General features: G+C 53.4%; 16 protein-coding genes. 9 read left to right on the top strand and 7 right to left on the bottom strand.

Annotation, left to right across the window (positions count from 1 at the left end; genetic code table 11):
* Window positions 1-119: 119 nt before the first annotated feature.
* Window positions 120-1,142: an SPI-2 type III secretion system effector deubiquitinase SseL gene (sseL, locus tag NA197_RS19215; protein ID WP_064042898.1), complete on the top strand. Its 1,023-nt coding sequence runs from the start codon at window positions 120-122 to the stop codon at window positions 1,140-1,142.
* 86 nt (window positions 1,143-1,228) lie between these two features.
* On the opposite strand, the gene NA197_RS19210 is transcribed toward sseL, so the two are convergent.
* Both NA197_RS19210 and NA197_RS19205 read right to left on the bottom strand, forming a co-directional pair.
* Complete coding sequence (locus tag NA197_RS19210; protein WP_000935682.1) at window positions 1,229-2,425, bottom strand: nicotinamide mononucleotide deamidase-related protein YfaY; 1,197 nt, start codon at window positions 2,423-2,425, stop codon at window positions 1,229-1,231.
* Between the two features lie 114 nt (window positions 2,426-2,539).
* On the bottom strand, window positions 2,540-3,082 hold the full coding sequence (locus NA197_RS19205) for a YfaZ family protein (protein ID WP_001670658.1): 543 nt from the start codon (window positions 3,080-3,082) through the stop codon (window positions 2,540-2,542).
* A gap of 278 nt (window positions 3,083-3,360) precedes the next feature.
* Here NA197_RS19205 and nudI point away from each other — a divergent pair, with 278 nt between their 5' ends.
* Window positions 3,361-3,786 (top strand): nucleoside triphosphatase NudI, encoded by a 426-nt coding sequence (gene nudI / locus NA197_RS19200; protein ID WP_001249900.1) that lies wholly within the window; start codon window positions 3,361-3,363, stop codon window positions 3,784-3,786.
* 44 nt (window positions 3,787-3,830) lie between these two features.
* On the opposite strand, the gene pmrG is transcribed toward nudI, so the two are convergent.
* Window positions 3,831-4,436: a lipopolysaccharide core heptose(II)-phosphate phosphatase PmrG gene (gene pmrG / locus NA197_RS19195; RefSeq protein ID WP_064042899.1), complete on the bottom strand. Its 606-nt coding sequence runs from the start codon at window positions 4,434-4,436 to the stop codon at window positions 3,831-3,833.
* A gap of 298 nt (window positions 4,437-4,734) precedes the next feature.
* Here pmrG and arnB point away from each other — a divergent pair, with 298 nt between their 5' ends.
* From arnB to arnF, 7 genes are read left to right on the top strand one after another with little or no spacing between them, the layout of a single operon-like run.
* Window positions 4,735-5,874 (top strand): UDP-4-amino-4-deoxy-L-arabinose aminotransferase, encoded by a 1,140-nt coding sequence (gene arnB, locus NA197_RS19190; protein WP_001581231.1) that lies wholly within the window; start codon window positions 4,735-4,737, stop codon window positions 5,872-5,874.
* 2 nt (window positions 5,875-5,876) lie between these two features.
* A complete protein-coding gene (arnC, locus tag NA197_RS19185) occupies window positions 5,877-6,860 on the top strand; it encodes an undecaprenyl-phosphate 4-deoxy-4-formamido-L-arabinose transferase (RefSeq protein WP_000458893.1) in 984 nt (327 codons plus the stop codon).
* Entirely contained in the window at window positions 6,857-8,839 is a 1,983-nt protein-coding gene (arnA, locus tag NA197_RS19180) for a bifunctional UDP-4-amino-4-deoxy-L-arabinose formyltransferase/UDP-glucuronic acid oxidase ArnA (protein ID WP_064042900.1), read from the top strand. Before arnC ends, arnA begins: the two co-directional genes overlap by 4 nt.
* Window positions 8,836-9,735, top strand: coding sequence for a 4-deoxy-4-formamido-L-arabinose-phosphoundecaprenol deformylase (arnD, locus tag NA197_RS19175; protein ID WP_000169760.1), 900 nt, complete (start codon window positions 8,836-8,838; stop codon window positions 9,733-9,735). Before arnA ends, arnD begins: the two co-directional genes overlap by 4 nt.
* The gene (arnT, locus tag NA197_RS19170) at window positions 9,732-11,378 is read left to right on the top strand and encodes a lipid IV(A) 4-amino-4-deoxy-L-arabinosyltransferase (protein WP_064042901.1); all 1,647 of its coding nucleotides are present in this window, start codon (window positions 9,732-9,734) and stop codon (window positions 11,376-11,378) included. Before arnD ends, arnT begins: the two co-directional genes overlap by 4 nt.
* Window positions 11,375-11,710 (top strand): 4-amino-4-deoxy-L-arabinose-phosphoundecaprenol flippase subunit ArnE, encoded by a 336-nt coding sequence (gene arnE / locus NA197_RS19165; protein WP_000580685.1) that lies wholly within the window; start codon window positions 11,375-11,377, stop codon window positions 11,708-11,710. Before arnT ends, arnE begins: the two co-directional genes overlap by 4 nt.
* Window positions 11,710-12,087: a 4-amino-4-deoxy-L-arabinose-phosphoundecaprenol flippase subunit ArnF gene (gene arnF, locus NA197_RS19160; protein ID WP_064042902.1), complete on the top strand. Its 378-nt coding sequence runs from the start codon at window positions 11,710-11,712 to the stop codon at window positions 12,085-12,087. Before arnE ends, arnF begins: the two co-directional genes overlap by 1 nt.
* Here the strand turns inward: arnF and pmrD are convergent.
* From pmrD to menB, 4 genes are all read right to left on the bottom strand, one after another.
* Window positions 12,082-12,339 (bottom strand): signal transduction protein PmrD, encoded by a 258-nt coding sequence (pmrD, locus tag NA197_RS19155; RefSeq protein ID WP_000455132.1) that lies wholly within the window; start codon window positions 12,337-12,339, stop codon window positions 12,082-12,084. The genes arnF and pmrD overlap by 6 nt on opposite strands.
* A gap of 97 nt (window positions 12,340-12,436) precedes the next feature.
* Complete coding sequence (gene menE / locus NA197_RS19150; RefSeq protein WP_000144660.1) at window positions 12,437-13,804, bottom strand: o-succinylbenzoate--CoA ligase; 1,368 nt, start codon at window positions 13,802-13,804, stop codon at window positions 12,437-12,439.
* The gene (gene menC, locus NA197_RS19145) at window positions 13,801-14,763 is read right to left on the bottom strand and encodes an o-succinylbenzoate synthase (protein WP_001255562.1); all 963 of its coding nucleotides are present in this window, start codon (window positions 14,761-14,763) and stop codon (window positions 13,801-13,803) included. Before menC ends, menE begins: the two co-directional genes overlap by 4 nt.
* Window positions 14,763-15,620 (bottom strand): 1,4-dihydroxy-2-naphthoyl-CoA synthase, encoded by an 858-nt coding sequence (gene menB / locus NA197_RS19140; protein WP_000640013.1) that lies wholly within the window; start codon window positions 15,618-15,620, stop codon window positions 14,763-14,765. Before menB ends, menC begins: the two co-directional genes overlap by 1 nt.
* Between the last annotated feature and the right edge of the window lie 11 nt (window positions 15,621-15,631).

Genomic DNA, 15,631 nt, shown 5'->3' with positions numbered 1-15,631 from the left:
TAATAAGAAAATCAGGTCTATGCCTGATTTAATATATCTCCCACTAACAATAATATTTTTACAAATAATTATACATGACATCATATTCGTTACTTTCACCTACCAGGAAACAGAGCAAAATGAATATATGTGTAAATTCACTTTACCGATTGAGCACACCGCAATTTCACAGTTTATATTCAGAAGATGTGAGCGATGAGGCGCTTGCGTTGTTGATTGGCGAAGTAGAGAACGGTAATCAGAATTGTATTGATCTGTTATGCAATCTTGCGTTACGCAACGATGACCTGGGACATAAAGTTGAGAAATTACTTTTTGATCTCTTTAGCGGAAAAAGATCGGGATCACCAGATATAGACAAAAAAATCAATCAGGCTTGCCTTGTATTACATCAAATCGCCAATAACGATATAACAAAAGATAATACTGAGTGGAAAAAGCTACATGCCCCTTCCAGATTACTTTATATGGCCGGTTCCGCGACAACCGACCTTTCTAAAAAAATAGGAATAGCACATAAAATTATGGGCGACCAGTTCGCTCAGACAGATCAAGAACAGGTAGGAGTTGAAAATCTTTGGTGTGGTGTGCGAATGATGTCGTCAGATGAGCTGGCAGCTGCAACGCAAGGTCTGGTTCAAGAATCACCTTTTCTCTCGGTAAACTATCCCATTGGGCTTATTCATCCTACCACCAAAGAAAATATATTACGCACTCAGCTAGTTGAAAAGATTGCTCAATCAGGATTATGTGAAAATGAAATCTTTCTGATAAATACAGGAGATCACTGGCTTCTCTGTTTATTTTATAAACTTGCAGAAAAAATAAAATGTCTCATATTTAACAGTTATCATGATTTAAATGAAAATACTAAGCAAGAGATTATAGAAGCAGCAAAAATTGCAGGTATATCAGAAAACGAAGATGTTGATTTTATTGAAATGAATTTACAAAATAATGTACCCAACGGCTGTGGTCTATTTTGTTACCATACAATTCAACTCTTATCGAATGCCGGACAAAACGATCCTGCTACCACACTACGAGAGTTTGCGGAAAAGTTCTTAACGCTTTCAGTAGAGGAACAAACTCTATTTAACACCCAAACCCGGCGACAAATATATGAATACAGTCTCCAGTAATGGCGAGTACTTATCCTGAAATGATGCTCTGCCAAGAATTTATAAGTATATAAGGATGGGAAGGCCAGGCCTTCCCACTAAAAGTTCTATGCCGTCAATGATTCAACCACGTCTATCCAGCCATGCTCGCTGATAATGTCCTCGCCATTAAGCCAACGGCGCAGCATATTTAGCGCCATCATCGCGCAGACCTCCTGACGTATTGCCAGACTATACCGATTGGCGCTAAAACGCACGCGTAAGGCATACGTGCCATCCGGCGTCGCCAGCGCGAAATTAAGATGTTCGTTTTCCAGCCCCGACACGGCCAGCGCCAGACCGGCATAATGATTGCTGCGTCGTTCTGTCGTCCAGTGCGCCGTTTGCGCCAGCGTCTCTTCCTGAGAAGGAACGACTTCGCTGGCAAGAACAGGCGCCCCGGCGCGGGAAAGCTGTAGCGCCAGTAAGCCGCTGGTGTATTGCTCGCTCAACGTCAGACTCAACTGCCTTTCCTGCAGGCGGCGGGCTATTTGCGCCGGCAGGTTTTCCGTACCTTCAAAAATCAGGTTCTGTCCGGCGACCCGTTTAACCTCTGGCCATAACGCCAGCATCGCCTCCCGTTGCGTCGCCGGGCCGGTCAACTTCAGTTCAATGATCGGCATTGATGAGCGATACCCCATCGTCACGCCGGGCGGCAACGGCAGTGAATCGAGACGCTGCGCGAGGTCGCTTTCTGAACGTCCAAAAGTCGTTAACCGCAGGCAAAGCGGCGGCTCCGGCAGCGAAAAACGCGCGCGTAACCGCGGTAAGATTTCCTTCTCCACCATAACCTTAAATTCCGACGGTACGCCGGGGGTGAAAAACATCAGGCAGCGGTTGAGCTGTAGCGCAAATCCACAGGCAGTGCCGACCGGATTATTAATAAACTCCGCGCTGGCAGGCAGTTCCGCCTGTTTACGGTTGCTCGGCGCCATCACGCGACCTCGCTGCTGAAAGTAACGTTCCATTTCGGTCAGCCACGCCTGGTGCAGTACTAATCCTTCGCCTTTTGCCGTTGCCGCGGCGAGCGCGCTTAAATCATCGCTGGTCGGCCCTAACCCGCCATTAACAATCAAAACATCAGCATGTTGACTGCGTTCACGCAAGATAGCGACCAGACTGTCCAGATTATCGCCTACCGTATTTCGCCGTGATAACGGAACGCCCTGATGAAAGAAAAAATCAGCCAGCCAGGCGGCATTGGTGTCAACGATTTGTCCGTGCAACACCTCATCCCCGGTGGATAGCATTTCCACATTTAGCATTGTGTTCTCCTGCTCTTATGATGAAAACACTATAACGCAAAGACGAATATGACGTGGAAAGAAGAATGACGGGAACAGGAGGAATATGGCGCGACGATTGCCGCGCCGTTAGCATCAAAAGCTGGCGTTTACGCCAACATAAGGGCCGTCAGCAATCGCATTATCGCGGTTGCCGTCTTTACCCGCCAGGTTCAGGTAACGATAACCGGCTTCAATGCTCAGCGGGCGCATAATGGTGAAACGCGCGCCTGCATTCGCTTCTTCATAGCTGTCGATACCGCTGGACAGCGAATCTGGTGAATAATAATACTCGCCGAACAGACGGAAGCTGTTGCCGATTTTCCATTGTAGCCCACCGCCGACAGCCGCCGCATAGCCTTCATCGCTGTCTTTCGGATTGGTATAAATACCTTTACCGCCGACCGTCGCCAGCAGCGGTCCCACCGGAATGTTCAGCCCCAGACCCACGCCCGCAGCGTCGCCATCATCATCGTTGTGCATCCAGTTGCCGCTTAGCGCCAGTCCCGTCGATTCCGTACCAAAACCCACGCCAATGTTGGTGTAATCTTCGCCCGCCTGGCCGCTAATACTGATGGCCTGCGCCGATGCAGAAACGAACAGCATTCCGGCAAAACCTAATAATATGCTTTTTTTCATTTTTACCCTTTCCAGCAAGCACATAAAGAAAAACTCCCCAAAACGGCAGAATTGTACTGCCAGACGCTGAGGAATCAATGCACTAAAAAACCATTCCAAAAACATATTGTAACGAAATACTACTTTCGCCATGCCGCATCATTGCGCCATCACATGGCGACGCCTGCATCAACAGGATTAACAAAAAACGCAGTCTGCGTTATCGCTTCCATTTTTCACAAAGAATTTCGCAGAATGATTTGTTAAGCTGACGACCTGGTGGTTTAAGGAAGCGACTTATGCGTCAACGAACTATAGTTTGCCCATTAATTCAAAATGATGGCTGTTATCTGCTGTGCAAAATGGCCGACAACCGCGGCGTCTTTCCCGGTCAGTGGGCGCTGTCGGGCGGCGGGGTCGAGCCAGGCGAACGCATTGAAGAGGCGCTGCGTCGGGAGATTCGGGAGGAACTCGGCGAACAACTGATTCTGAGCGATATTACGCCGTGGACCTTCCGCGACGATATCCGCATTAAAACCTACGCTGATGGCAGACAAGAAGAGATTTATATGATTTATCTCATCTTCGACTGTGTTTCCGCTAACCGCGATATATGTATTAACGACGAATTTCAGGACTACGCCTGGGTCAAGCCAGAAGAACTGGCGCTGTATGATTTGAATGTAGCGACACGCCACACATTAGCATTGAAAGGGTTATTATAATGACGACAGCCGCTTCAGGCTGTCTTTACGCTTTTAACATGCGGCTAGCCGGGAACAAATTCACCATCTAAAAAGAGTTTTCCGTTTTCCGCATGCATAACGAGCGCATTAAGATAGTCCGGATCAAACTTTACGCCGCGCTTATTTTTTGCAATATACGTCAAACAATGATTATGGGTAAAAATGACTATATTTTTATTCTGCGACTTTTTCAGTAACGTATTGATTGAAGCATAAATACCGCTGCCGCAATCCATCATTTTTTTATCCACCGTAAGCGACCTGCCCGCAGAAAACCAGGTTGCCGACTGGATGGTGCGCACCGTATTACTGGAATAGAGATTGTAATTTTGTATATTGGCACTGAAGGCTTTACCCAGCGCTCTGGCATCTTGCGCACCCTTGACCGTAATCCCCGTGCTGTCTGACAGGCAGGTATTATCGGAACGATCGCACCGCTCGGCATGGCGGAATAACACGACTACCGGATGCTGCTTCGCCAGCGCCGCCAGCGCTTTACCGTTAATCTGCGGTAGACCGTTACCACTCCAGGCATGTTGTGAGGTCAACCCGGCGATAATAACCAACGCCCCCGCCAGAGTCGCGAGATAGCGTTTGTTTTTAATAAAGCGTAGGGTAAATGCCAGCACATTAACCTCTCAGGCAGACAGTGCAGCTAACTTAATAGCAATACAATTAAAATGAAATTCCGCGACGGAAGACCAGACCAGAAACATAAAAACAGCTTTTGGGCATGCATAAAATGCCTTAAACTTTCGGCGAAAGCAAAGCATAATTCCGTTAAAAATTATCTTTTTACTTCACCTTAATTTCTTAATGTTAATTTAATCTTCATCCAGTAGGGTTCAGCTAAATGCGTTAAAAAATAAGCCCTTTTCTATTGCCGAAATATTTGAAAAGCGGCTTTCAATGGCTGAAGGAAAAATGATGTCGGACTTTTTGCCTTTCTCCCGTCCGGCGATGGGCGCGGAAGAGCTTACTGCCGTTAAGACCGTACTGGACTCAGGTTGGATAACAACCGGCCCGAAAAATCAGGAACTGGAAGCGGCGTTTTGTCGGCTAACAGGCAATCAATATGCCGTTGCCGTCAGTTCAGCCACTGCCGGTATGCACATCGCGTTGATGGCGCTGGGCATTGGTGAAGGCGACGAGGTCATTACACCGTCAATGACGTGGGTTTCTACGCTAAATATGATCGTTTTACTCGGCGCGACCCCCGTCATGGTCGATGTCGATCGCGATACGCTGATGGTCACGCCTGAACATATCGAAGCCGCGATTACGCCACAAACCAAAGCAATTATCCCCGTCCACTACGCTGGCGCGCCCGCCGATCTGGACGCTATTTACGCTCTTGGCGAGCGTTATGGCATCCCGGTGATTGAAGACGCGGCGCACGCGACAGGAACCAGCTACAAAGGTCGCCACATTGGCGCCCGGGGCACCGCGATTTTCTCCTTCCACGCCATTAAGAACATTACCTGCGCTGAAGGCGGTATCGTCGTCACGGATAACCCGCAATTCGCCGATAAACTGCGCAGTCTCAAGTTTCACGGGCTTGGCGTTGATGCCTGGGATCGACAGAGCGGAGGACGCGCGCCACAAGCGGAAGTCCTGGCGCCGGGCTACAAATATAATTTGCCCGACCTCAACGCCGCTATCGCGCTTGCTCAGTTACAGAAACTGGATGCGCTTAACGCTCGCCGCGCCGCCATCGCAGCGCAGTACCACCAGGCAATGGCAGACCTGCCTTTTCAGCCTCTGAGCCTTCCGTCGTGGGAACATATTCACGCCTGGCATTTATTCATTATCCGGGTCGATGAAGCCCGCTGCGGTATTACCCGGGATGCTCTGATGGCATCGCTGAAAACGAAAGGCATCGGCACAGGGCTGCATTTCCGCGCCGCGCATACGCAAAAATATTATCGCGAACGTTTCCCAACGCTCACGCTGCCTGACACCGAGTGGAACAGCGAGCGGATCTGCTCATTGCCGCTCTTTCCGGACATGACCGAGAGTGACTTTGATCGGGTCATTACCGCCCTTCATCAGATAGCAGGACAATAAGCATGTTTGACGCCGCCCCCATAAAAAAAGTCTCGGTGGTTATTCCTGTCTATAACGAACAGGAAAGCCTGCCGGAATTGATAAGACGCACCACCACCGCCTGCGAGAGCCTGGGCAAAGCGTGGGAGATTTTATTGATAGATGATGGTAGCAGCGATAGCTCGGCGGAGCTGATGGTTAAGGCGTCCCAGGAGGCCGATAGCCATATCATCTCTATTTTACTCAACCGTAACTACGGTCAACATGCAGCGATTATGGCGGGGTTTAGCCATGTAAGCGGCGATCTTATCATTACGCTGGATGCCGATCTGCAAAACCCGCCGGAAGAGATCCCACGTCTGGTGGCGAAAGCCGATGAAGGGTTCGATGTGGTAGGCACCGTGCGCCAGAACCGACAGGACAGCCTGTTTCGCAAATCGGCGTCAAAAATCATTAATCTACTGATCCAGCGCACAACGGGCAAAGCGATGGGCGATTACGGCTGCATGTTACGCGCCTATCGCCGCCCTATTATCGATACTATGTTGCGCTGCCATGAACGCAGCACCTTTATCCCTATTCTGGCCAACATTTTCGCTCGTCGGGCTACCGAGATCCCGGTGCATCACGCTGAACGTGAATTTGGCGACTCTAAATACAGTTTTATGCGTCTCATTAACCTGATGTATGACCTGGTGACCTGCCTGACGACGACGCCGCTGCGCCTGTTGAGCCTGCTGGGCAGCGTTATCGCCATCGGCGGGTTTAGCCTGTCGGTATTGCTTATTGTACTTCGCCTGGCGCTGGGGCCGCAGTGGGCGGCGGAAGGCGTATTTATGCTCTTTGCCGTCCTGTTTACCTTCATCGGCGCGCAATTCATCGGTATGGGACTGCTGGGCGAATACATCGGTCGCATTTATAACGATGTCCGCGCCCGCCCCCGCTATTTTGTTCAACAAGTTATCTACCCGGAAAGCACGCCGTTTACTGAGGAAAGTCACCAATGAAAGCCGTTATTTTTGCCTATCACGATATGGGATGTCAGGGCGTGCAGGCCGTACTGGATGCCGGGTATGAGATTGCCGCGATTTTTACTCATGCCGACAATCCTGCGGAAAACACCTTTTTTGGCTCCGTCTCCCAGCTGGCGGCAGAATTAGGGATTCCGGTTTATGCACCGGATAACGTAAACCATCCTATCTGGGTCGACCGCATCGCTGAGCTTGCGCCGGATATTATTTTTTCGTTCTATTACCGCAACCTGTTAAGCGAAGAAATTCTGCACCTCGCCCCGGCTGGCGCGTTCAATCTGCACGGTTCTCTATTGCCTGCCTATCGTGGCCGTGCGCCGCTAAACTGGGTTCTGGTTAACGGCGAAAGCGAAACGGGCGTAACGCTGCATCGTATGGTCAAACGTGCCGACGCCGGAGAGATTGTCGCCAGTCAACGCGTCGCTATTGCGCAGGACGATGTTGCGCTTACCCTGCATCATAAGCTATGTCAGGCCGCGCGCCAGTTGCTTAATAGCATCCTGCCCACCATGAAATGCGGCGATATACCTTCTGTTCCTCAGCGTGAGTCTGACGCTACATATTATGGTCGCCGCAGGCCGGAAGATGGCCTTATCGACTGGCACAAACCGGTTTCCACGGTGCATAACCTGGTGCGGGCGGTAGCCGCCCCCTGGCCCGGCGCGTTCAGCTATAACGGCTCGCAAAAATTCACTATCTGGTCTTCCCGAATTTGTCCGGATGCGCAGGGCGCGCTTCCCGGCTCGGTAATTTCGGTCTCTCCGCTGCGGGTCGCCTGCGCCGATGGCGCGCTGGAGATTATTACCGGCCAGGCCGGAGACGGTATTACTGTACAGGGCTCGCAGCTTGCACAGACGCTTGGTCTGGTGGCGGGCGCGCGTTTGAACCGTCCACCAGCGACCAGCGGTAAACGTCGCATTCGCGTTCTCATCCTCGGCGTCAACGGTTTTATCGGCAATCATTTGACCGAACGGTTACTGAATGAAGAGAATTACGAGGTCTACGGTATGGATATCGGCAGCAACGCCATTAGCCGATTCCTGCTCCACCCTCGCTTTCATTTCGTGGAGGGAGATATCAGCATCCACTCAGAATGGATCGAATATCATGTCAAAAAATGCGATGTCGTACTGCCGCTGGTAGCGATTGCTACCCCGATTGAATACACCCGCAACCCGCTGCGCGTCTTTGAACTTGATTTTGAAGAAAACCTGCGGATTATCCGTTATTGCGTAAAATACCGTAAACGCGTGGTTTTTCCGTCTACCTCTGAAGTGTACGGCATGTGTACGGACGCCTCTTTTGACGAGGATAAATCGAATCTGATCGTCGGGCCGGTGAATAAGCCGCGCTGGATTTACTCCGTTTCCAAACAGCTTCTCGACCGGGTGATTTGGGCTTATGGCGAAAAAGAGGGATTGCGCTTCACGCTTTTCCGTCCCTTTAACTGGATGGGGCCGCGGCTGGATAGCCTGAACGCGGCGCGTATCGGCAGTTCACGCGCGATAACGCAGTTGATTCTGAACCTGGTAGAAGGGACGCCGATCAAGCTTATCGACGGCGGTCAGCAGAAGCGCTGTTTCACCGATATTCGTGACGGGATCGAAGCATTATTCCGCATTATTGTGAATGAGGGCGATCGGTGCGATGGCAAAATCATTAATATCGGCAACCCTGACAACGAAGCCAGTATTCAGGAACTGGCGACGCTGTTGCTCGACAGTTTTGATAAGCATCCGCTGCGCTGCCATTTCCCACCATTTGCCGGTTTCCAGGTCGTCGAAAGCCGTAGTTATTACGGCAAGGGTTATCAGGATGTCGCACACCGGAAACCCAGTATCGACAATGCCAGGCGCTGTCTGGACTGGGAGCCGTCTATTGCGATGCGTGATACGGTTGAAGAAACGCTGGACTTCTTTCTGCGTAGCGTCGATATCGCGGAACGCGCATCATGACGAAAGTCGGTTTACGCATTGACGTTGATACCTTGCGAGGAACGCGTGAAGGTGTTCCCCGGCTGCTGGCGACATTGCATCGCCACGGCGTTCAGGCCAGCTTTTTCTTCAGCGTCGGGCCGGACAATATGGGACGCCATCTTTGGCGTCTGATAAAACCGCGATTTTTATGGAAAATGCTACGTTCAAACGCCGCTTCGCTCTACGGCTGGGATATCCTGCTGGCCGGTACCGCCTGGCCGGGAAAAAATATCGGCAACGCCAATGCCGGGATTATTCGTGAAACGGCAACATACCATGAGACGGGACTACACGCCTGGGATCACCATGCGTGGCAGACTCACAGCGGCCACTGGAGTATCCGCCAGCTTGAAGAAGATATTGCGCGCGGCATAACGGCGCTTGAGGCCATTATCGGAAAACCCGTCACCTGCTCAGCCGCGGCCGGCTGGCGAGCGGATGGGCGCGTTGTTCGTGCGAAAGAGCCGTTCAACCTGCGGTATAACAGCGATTGCCGTGGAACCACCTTATTCCGTCCGCTACTGATGCCGGGCCAGACAGGGACGCCGCAAATCCCCGTCACCTTACCCACGTGGGATGAGGTTATCGGCCCCGCCGTTCAGGCGCAGTCGTTCAATACCTGGATTATCTCCCGTATGTTGCAGGACAAAGGCACGCCGGTATATACCATCCATGCGGAAGTCGAAGGTATTGTCCATCAGCCGCTGTTTGAAGATTTGCTCGTTCGTGCACGTGACGCGGGGATCACCTTTTGTCCTCTGGGCGAACTGCTGCCGACATCGCCTGAGTCTCTGCCGTTGGGGCAAATTGTACGTGGACACATCCCTGGCCGTGAAGGTTGGCTGGGGTGCCAACAGGCAGCGAGCGCCTCATGATGAAATCGATACGCTATTATCTGGCTTTCGCCGCGTTTATCGCGCTCTACTATGTTATTCCTGTCAACAGCCGCCTGCTCTGGCAGCCGGATGAAACGCGCTATGCCGAAATAAGTCGGGAGATGCTGGCGTCTGGCGACTGGATCGTGCCGCATTTTCTGGGATTACGTTATTTTGAAAAACCGATAGCCGGTTACTGGATAAACAGTCTGGGTCAGTGGCTTTTTGGCGCTACCAATTTTGGCGTGCGGGCCGGCGCTATTTTAACGACATTGCTGGCCGCAGCGCTGGTGGCGTGGCTGACGTTCCGCTTATGGCGAGATAAACGTACCGCGTTGCTCGCCTCCGTGATATTTCTCTCCCTCTTTGCCGTTTACAGTATCGGGACGTATGCGGTACTCGACCCGATGATCGCGCTTTGGCTTACGGCCGGGATGTGTTGTTTCTGGCAGGGGATGCAGGCCACGACCCGAACGGGCAAGATTGGGATGTTTTTGCTACTGGGCGCAACCTGCGGTCTGGGTGTATTAACTAAAGGCTTCCTCGCCCTGGCCGTACCGGTGGTGAGCGTGCTGCCGTGGGTCATTGTCCAGAAACGCTGGAAGGACTTTTTGCTTTACGGCTGGCTGGCGGTCTTGAGCTGCTTTGTGGTTGTCCTTCCCTGGGCGATCGCCATTGCGCGGCGCGAAGCCGATTTCTGGCATTACTTTTTCTGGGTGGAGCATATCCAGCGATTCGCCATGAGCGATGCCCAGCATAAAGCCCCTTTCTGGTACTATCTGCCGGTGCTGCTCGCGGGAAGTTTACCGTGGCTGGGGTTACTGCCTGGCGCGCTTAAACTGGGCTGGCGCGAGCGAAACGGCGCATTCTATTTGCTCGGATGGACGATCATGCCGCTTCTCTTTTTCAGCATTGCGAAAGGGAAACTGCCCACCTATGTTCTTTCCTGTTTCGCACCGATAGCGATACTCATGGCGCGCTTCGTCCTGCATAACGTAAAAGAAGGCATCGCCGCGCTGCGTGTCAACGGCGGGATCAACCTGGTGTTCGGGTTAGTCGGGATCGTCGCAGCGTTTGTCATCTCCTCATGGGGCCCGCTGAAATCGCCGGTGTGGACGCATATCGAAACCTATAAAGTGTTTTGCGTCTGGGGCGTCTTTACTGTTTGGGCGTTTGTGGGCTGGTATAGCCTCTGTCATAGCCAACAATACCTATTACCCGCGTTTTGTCCGCTGGGACTGGCGCTGCTGTTCGGCTTTTCCATCCCCGACAGGGTGATGGAGTCCAAACAGCCACAGTTTTTTGTCGAAATGACCCAGGCGCCTTTGGCATCAAGCCGCTATATTCTTGCCGACAACGTCGGCGTCGCCGCCGGGCTGGCCTGGAGTCTGAAACGAGACGATATTATGCTCTACGGACACGCGGGCGAACTCAGGTATGGTCTTAGCTATCCTGATGTGCAGGATAAATTCGTTAAAGCCGACGATTTTAACGCCTGGCTCAACCAGCATCGTCAGGAGGGCATTATTACGCTAGTACTTTCAATAGCCAAAGATGAAGACATCAGCGCTCTTTCCCTTCCCCCTGCGGACAATATTGATTATCAGGGGCGTCTGGTGTTAATTCAGTATCGGCCTAAATGATCGGCGTCGTTCTGGTGCTTGCCAGTCTGCTCAGCGTTGGCGGTCAGCTCTGCCAGAAGCAAGCGACACGGCCATTGACGGCGGGCGGACGCCGCCGTCACCTGATGCTGTGGCTGGGCCTGGCGCTGATATGCATGGGCGCAGCGATGGTGCTGTGGCTGCTGGTGCTACAAACCCTGCCGGTGGGAATTGCTTACCCGATGTTGAGTCTGAATTTTGTCTGGGTCACGCTGGCGGCCTGGAAAATCTGGCATGAACAGGTTCCGCCCCGCCACTGGTTGGGCGTCGCATTAATTATCAGCGGCATTATCATTCTGGGGAGTGCGGCATAATGGGCGTAATGTGGGGACTGATAAGCGTTGCGATTGCCTCCATCGCCCAGTTGAGTTTAGGATTCGCCATGATGCGACTGCCATCGATAGCGCATCCACTGGCGTTTATTTCCGGGCTGGGCGCATTTAATGCCGCGACCCTGGCACTATTCGCCGGTTTGGCGGGGTATCTGGTTTCCGTCTTCTGCTGGCAGAAAACATTACACACGCTCGCGCTCAGCAAAGCCTATGCGCTGCTGAGTCTCAGTTATGTGCTTGTCTGGGTAGCCTCAATGTTGTTACCCGGTTTGCAAGGCGCTTTCAGCCTAAAAGCGATGCTCGGCGTATTGTGCATTATGGCGGGGGTAATGCTGATTTTTCTGCCCGCCAGATCATGATGGCTTGCGCGTCAATCGCTGCCATTCGTCGCAGGAATAACAGCGTGCATCAACGATTTTTAAGGTCTGGTGTTTTTCCCGATTAATACAATACTGCGCATCCTGTAAAGGCGACAGGATATCGCCGGGACTCAGTAATATCATGGAATTCGCCTCGGCGATCATTTTTAGCGAACCGCCGCTATCGCACAGCACCAGAACATGGCACGCCCTCTTTTTGACATAATGCGATTTCTTAACCAACCATTCCATAGCGCCCCCGTTTCACGCTGATTGTTCATAACACGTTACACATCAACGGATAAACAAAACGGCAATAGCGATGGAATGGTTGTATATTAACCTAACATTAATTTTTACAGATCTTACACACCCACTGCTGGAGCGCACGGCGAGATATTTTAATCCCTCCGTTTTTCAGTTCTGACGGCAGCGTCAACCAGCGAACCGGCTGTTGAAAACGCGCCAGCTTATCGCGAACCCATTCAGCGAGGTTCACGTCTCCGGCCTGCGATGCATACTCCACAACCGCAACGGGACGATGGCCAAACTCTTTATCTTCTACCGGCACGACAAAGGCTTGTTGCACCAGCGGATGCGCGTTAATAACGCGTTCGACTTCCTCCGGCTGAATGCCTTCGCCGCCGCTAAAGAACAGGTTGTCCAGCCGCCCTGCGATGGTTAGCCTGCCGTGGTTCAGCTCGCCGCGATCGCGCGTGGCAAACCAGCCTTCGTCATTAACCAGCGGGATCAGTTTGCCATCACGCCAGTAACCTTCCGCCATACTGGCGGCGCGCAGCCAGACTTCATTATCGACGATTCTGATCTCTCTGCCGGGAAGCGGCGCGCCAACATCATCCGAACCATCGGCCTCTTTGGCGCATACCGTAGACGCGAACTCCGTGAGCCCATACCCGCACCAGCAGCGAATCCCTTGTTTGCTGGCCTGGTCGGTGAGTTCAACCGGAATCACCGCGCCGCCGAGCAAAACGGCTTTCAGCGTCACCGCCGCCCGATTCGCCAGCAGCCGCCACAGCTGCGTCGGCACCAGCGAAGCATGAGTACACCCTGCCAGCATCTGCTCCAGCGGTTGCTTATCGCGTACCGTCATGCGCGCCCCGGCGAAGAGCCAACGCCACATAATACCCTGCCCGGATACATGAAACAGCGGCAGCGATAGCAGCCAGTCATCCTGCGGGCCAAACGGCATTAGCGAAAGCACCCCCTGCGCGCTGGCAAGATGCGCCTGGCACGTATGTACAGCCGCTTTTGGCAATCCTGTGGAACCCGATGTCAGCGTCATGGAAACCAGACGCTGCGGTTGCCAGGCCACGGCATACGCCGCTGTGCTCTTTTGTATCTGCAACGCGGTTAATCCGGAAAACGCATTTTCGCCTTCCAGTGTCAGCGCAAAACGCAGCGTTAACTTCGGCACCAGCGCCTCCAGCAATGTCTGGGGCAACTGCGGATTGACGGGCAGAACCCGCGCGCCGCACTGCATCAGCGCAAGCCATGCCAACAGAGTGCGCGGCTGATTCCCGGCGCGCAGCAGGACACCGTCGCCCTCGCGTACGCCCTGCGCGGCAAACCCGCCCGCCAGCGCATCAATACGCTCACAGAGGGCGCGCCAGCTTAGCACTTCATCGTTCAGGCGCAGAGCGGGCGCCTGACTGCGAACCTGACGCCAGTGGCGCCACGGCCAGTCCGTGAATGTCATAACAGTCGTTCCAGCTCATCACGCTTCAGACAAGGCAACGCGTTACCAGGCCAGGGGCGAACCTGTTGCGCCTGCATCAGATGCAAGGTATCCAGTCCGGGCAGCGTTCCCGGCGTCAACCAGGCGGCAATCCGCGCCAGTTGCGTCAGGCCGAGGCTGGACTCGATCGAAGAGCTGATGACCGCCGTCAGTCCCAACGCATGGGCGGCAGCGACTTGCTCACGCACTTTATCAAGCGATCCGGTCAGCGTAGGTTTGATAACCACAGCCCTGACGCCCTCTTCGGCTTCAAAGGTGAAATCCGCTTCGCGCAGACTTTCGTCCCAGGCAATCGCGATGCCGGTTTCACGGGCAAAGGCGCGGGAATCATCCCGCGTCTTACACGGTTCTTCGAGAAAGGCGATACGAGCGCGGTAATCCGGATTAACATACTTTGCGAACTGTTGGGCTTTTAGCGGCGTCCAGGCGCGATTCGCATCCAGACGCAGATGCAGATCCGGGATCGCCTCCAGCAGCAAATTAACCACCATGCCGTCGCGTACCGCTTCATAAAGACCCACTTTGACCTTAGCGATTTTCTCGCCGGGCATATCGGCAAGCCGCAGCACCAAATCGTCAGGATCGCCAGTGCATAACGGCGCGGCGCGATAGTCCGCCGCCTCCGGCAATACGCCAGTCAGTTCCGCCAGCGCGCAGCTTGCGCCAAACGCGACCGAAGGCATCTCCGGTAATCCCTCGCTCCCCTGAAGCCAGTCATTCACCCATGTCAGGAGCGCCGTCTGCGCCTCTTCCCACGTTTCCTGACTGAAGCCCGGCAGCGGGGAGATCTCTCCCCACCCTTCACGCTCGCCGTCACGCAGACAAACATACAGCCCGTCGCGAGTTTTTAACCGCCTGTCGCGCAGAACCACCCCCGCGTCCATGGGGATCTGCCAGCGGTATACCTGCGCGCTACGCATTATGGGTTCCGTTTGAATTTGCTGAAGTCAGGCTGACGCTTCTGGTTAAAGGCGTTACGGCCTTCCTGCCCTTCTTCGGTCATGTAGAACAGCATGGTAGCGTTGCCCGCCAGCTCCTGCAGCCCGGCCTGACCGTCACAATCGGCATTCAGCGCCGCTTTCAGGCAACGCAGCGCCATCGGACTGTTTTGCAACATTTCGCGGCACCAGCGCACGGTCTCTTTTTCCAGATCCGCCAGCGGAACGACGGTGTTAACCAGCCCCATGTCCAGCGCCTGTTGCGCATCGTACTGGCGGCACAGGAACCAGATTTCACGCGCTTTCTTCTGACCAACGATACGTGCCATATACGAAGCGCCCCAGCCGCCGTCAAAGGAGCCGACTTTCGGACCGGTCTGGCCGAAGATGGCGTTTTCCGCCGCGATGGTGAGGTCGCACATCATGTGCAGCACATGACCACCGCCGATAGAATACCCCGCGACCATCGCGACAACCGGTTTTGGACAGGTGCGAATCTGGCGCTGGAAGTCCAGCACGTTCAGGTGATGCACGCCGGAGTCATCCTGATAACCGCCGTAATCGCCGCGCACCTTCTGGTCACCGCCCGCGCAAAACGCTTTATCGCCTTCGCCGGTCAGAATAATCACGCCCACGTTGTCGTCGTAACGGGCATCCGCCAGCGCCTGAATCATCTCTTTGACGGTCAACGGACGAAATGCATTGCGCACCTGCGGACGATTAATAGTGATTTTTGCAATACCGTCGGTGGATTTTTCATAACGAATGTCGGTGTAACCCTCCGAGCAGTCGTGCCATTCTACCGGTGCGTAAAGCATTGTTTCATCAGGATAGATCATAGTGTGTCCTT

It is taken from the genome of Salmonella sp. NW884, from assembly GCF_051700745.1.
GTDB classification, from domain to species: domain Bacteria; phylum Pseudomonadota; class Gammaproteobacteria; order Enterobacterales; family Enterobacteriaceae; genus Salmonella; species Salmonella enterica.
Note: the sequence above shows the minus strand (reverse complement) of the source record. Positions and strands in the feature narration are given on the sequence as shown.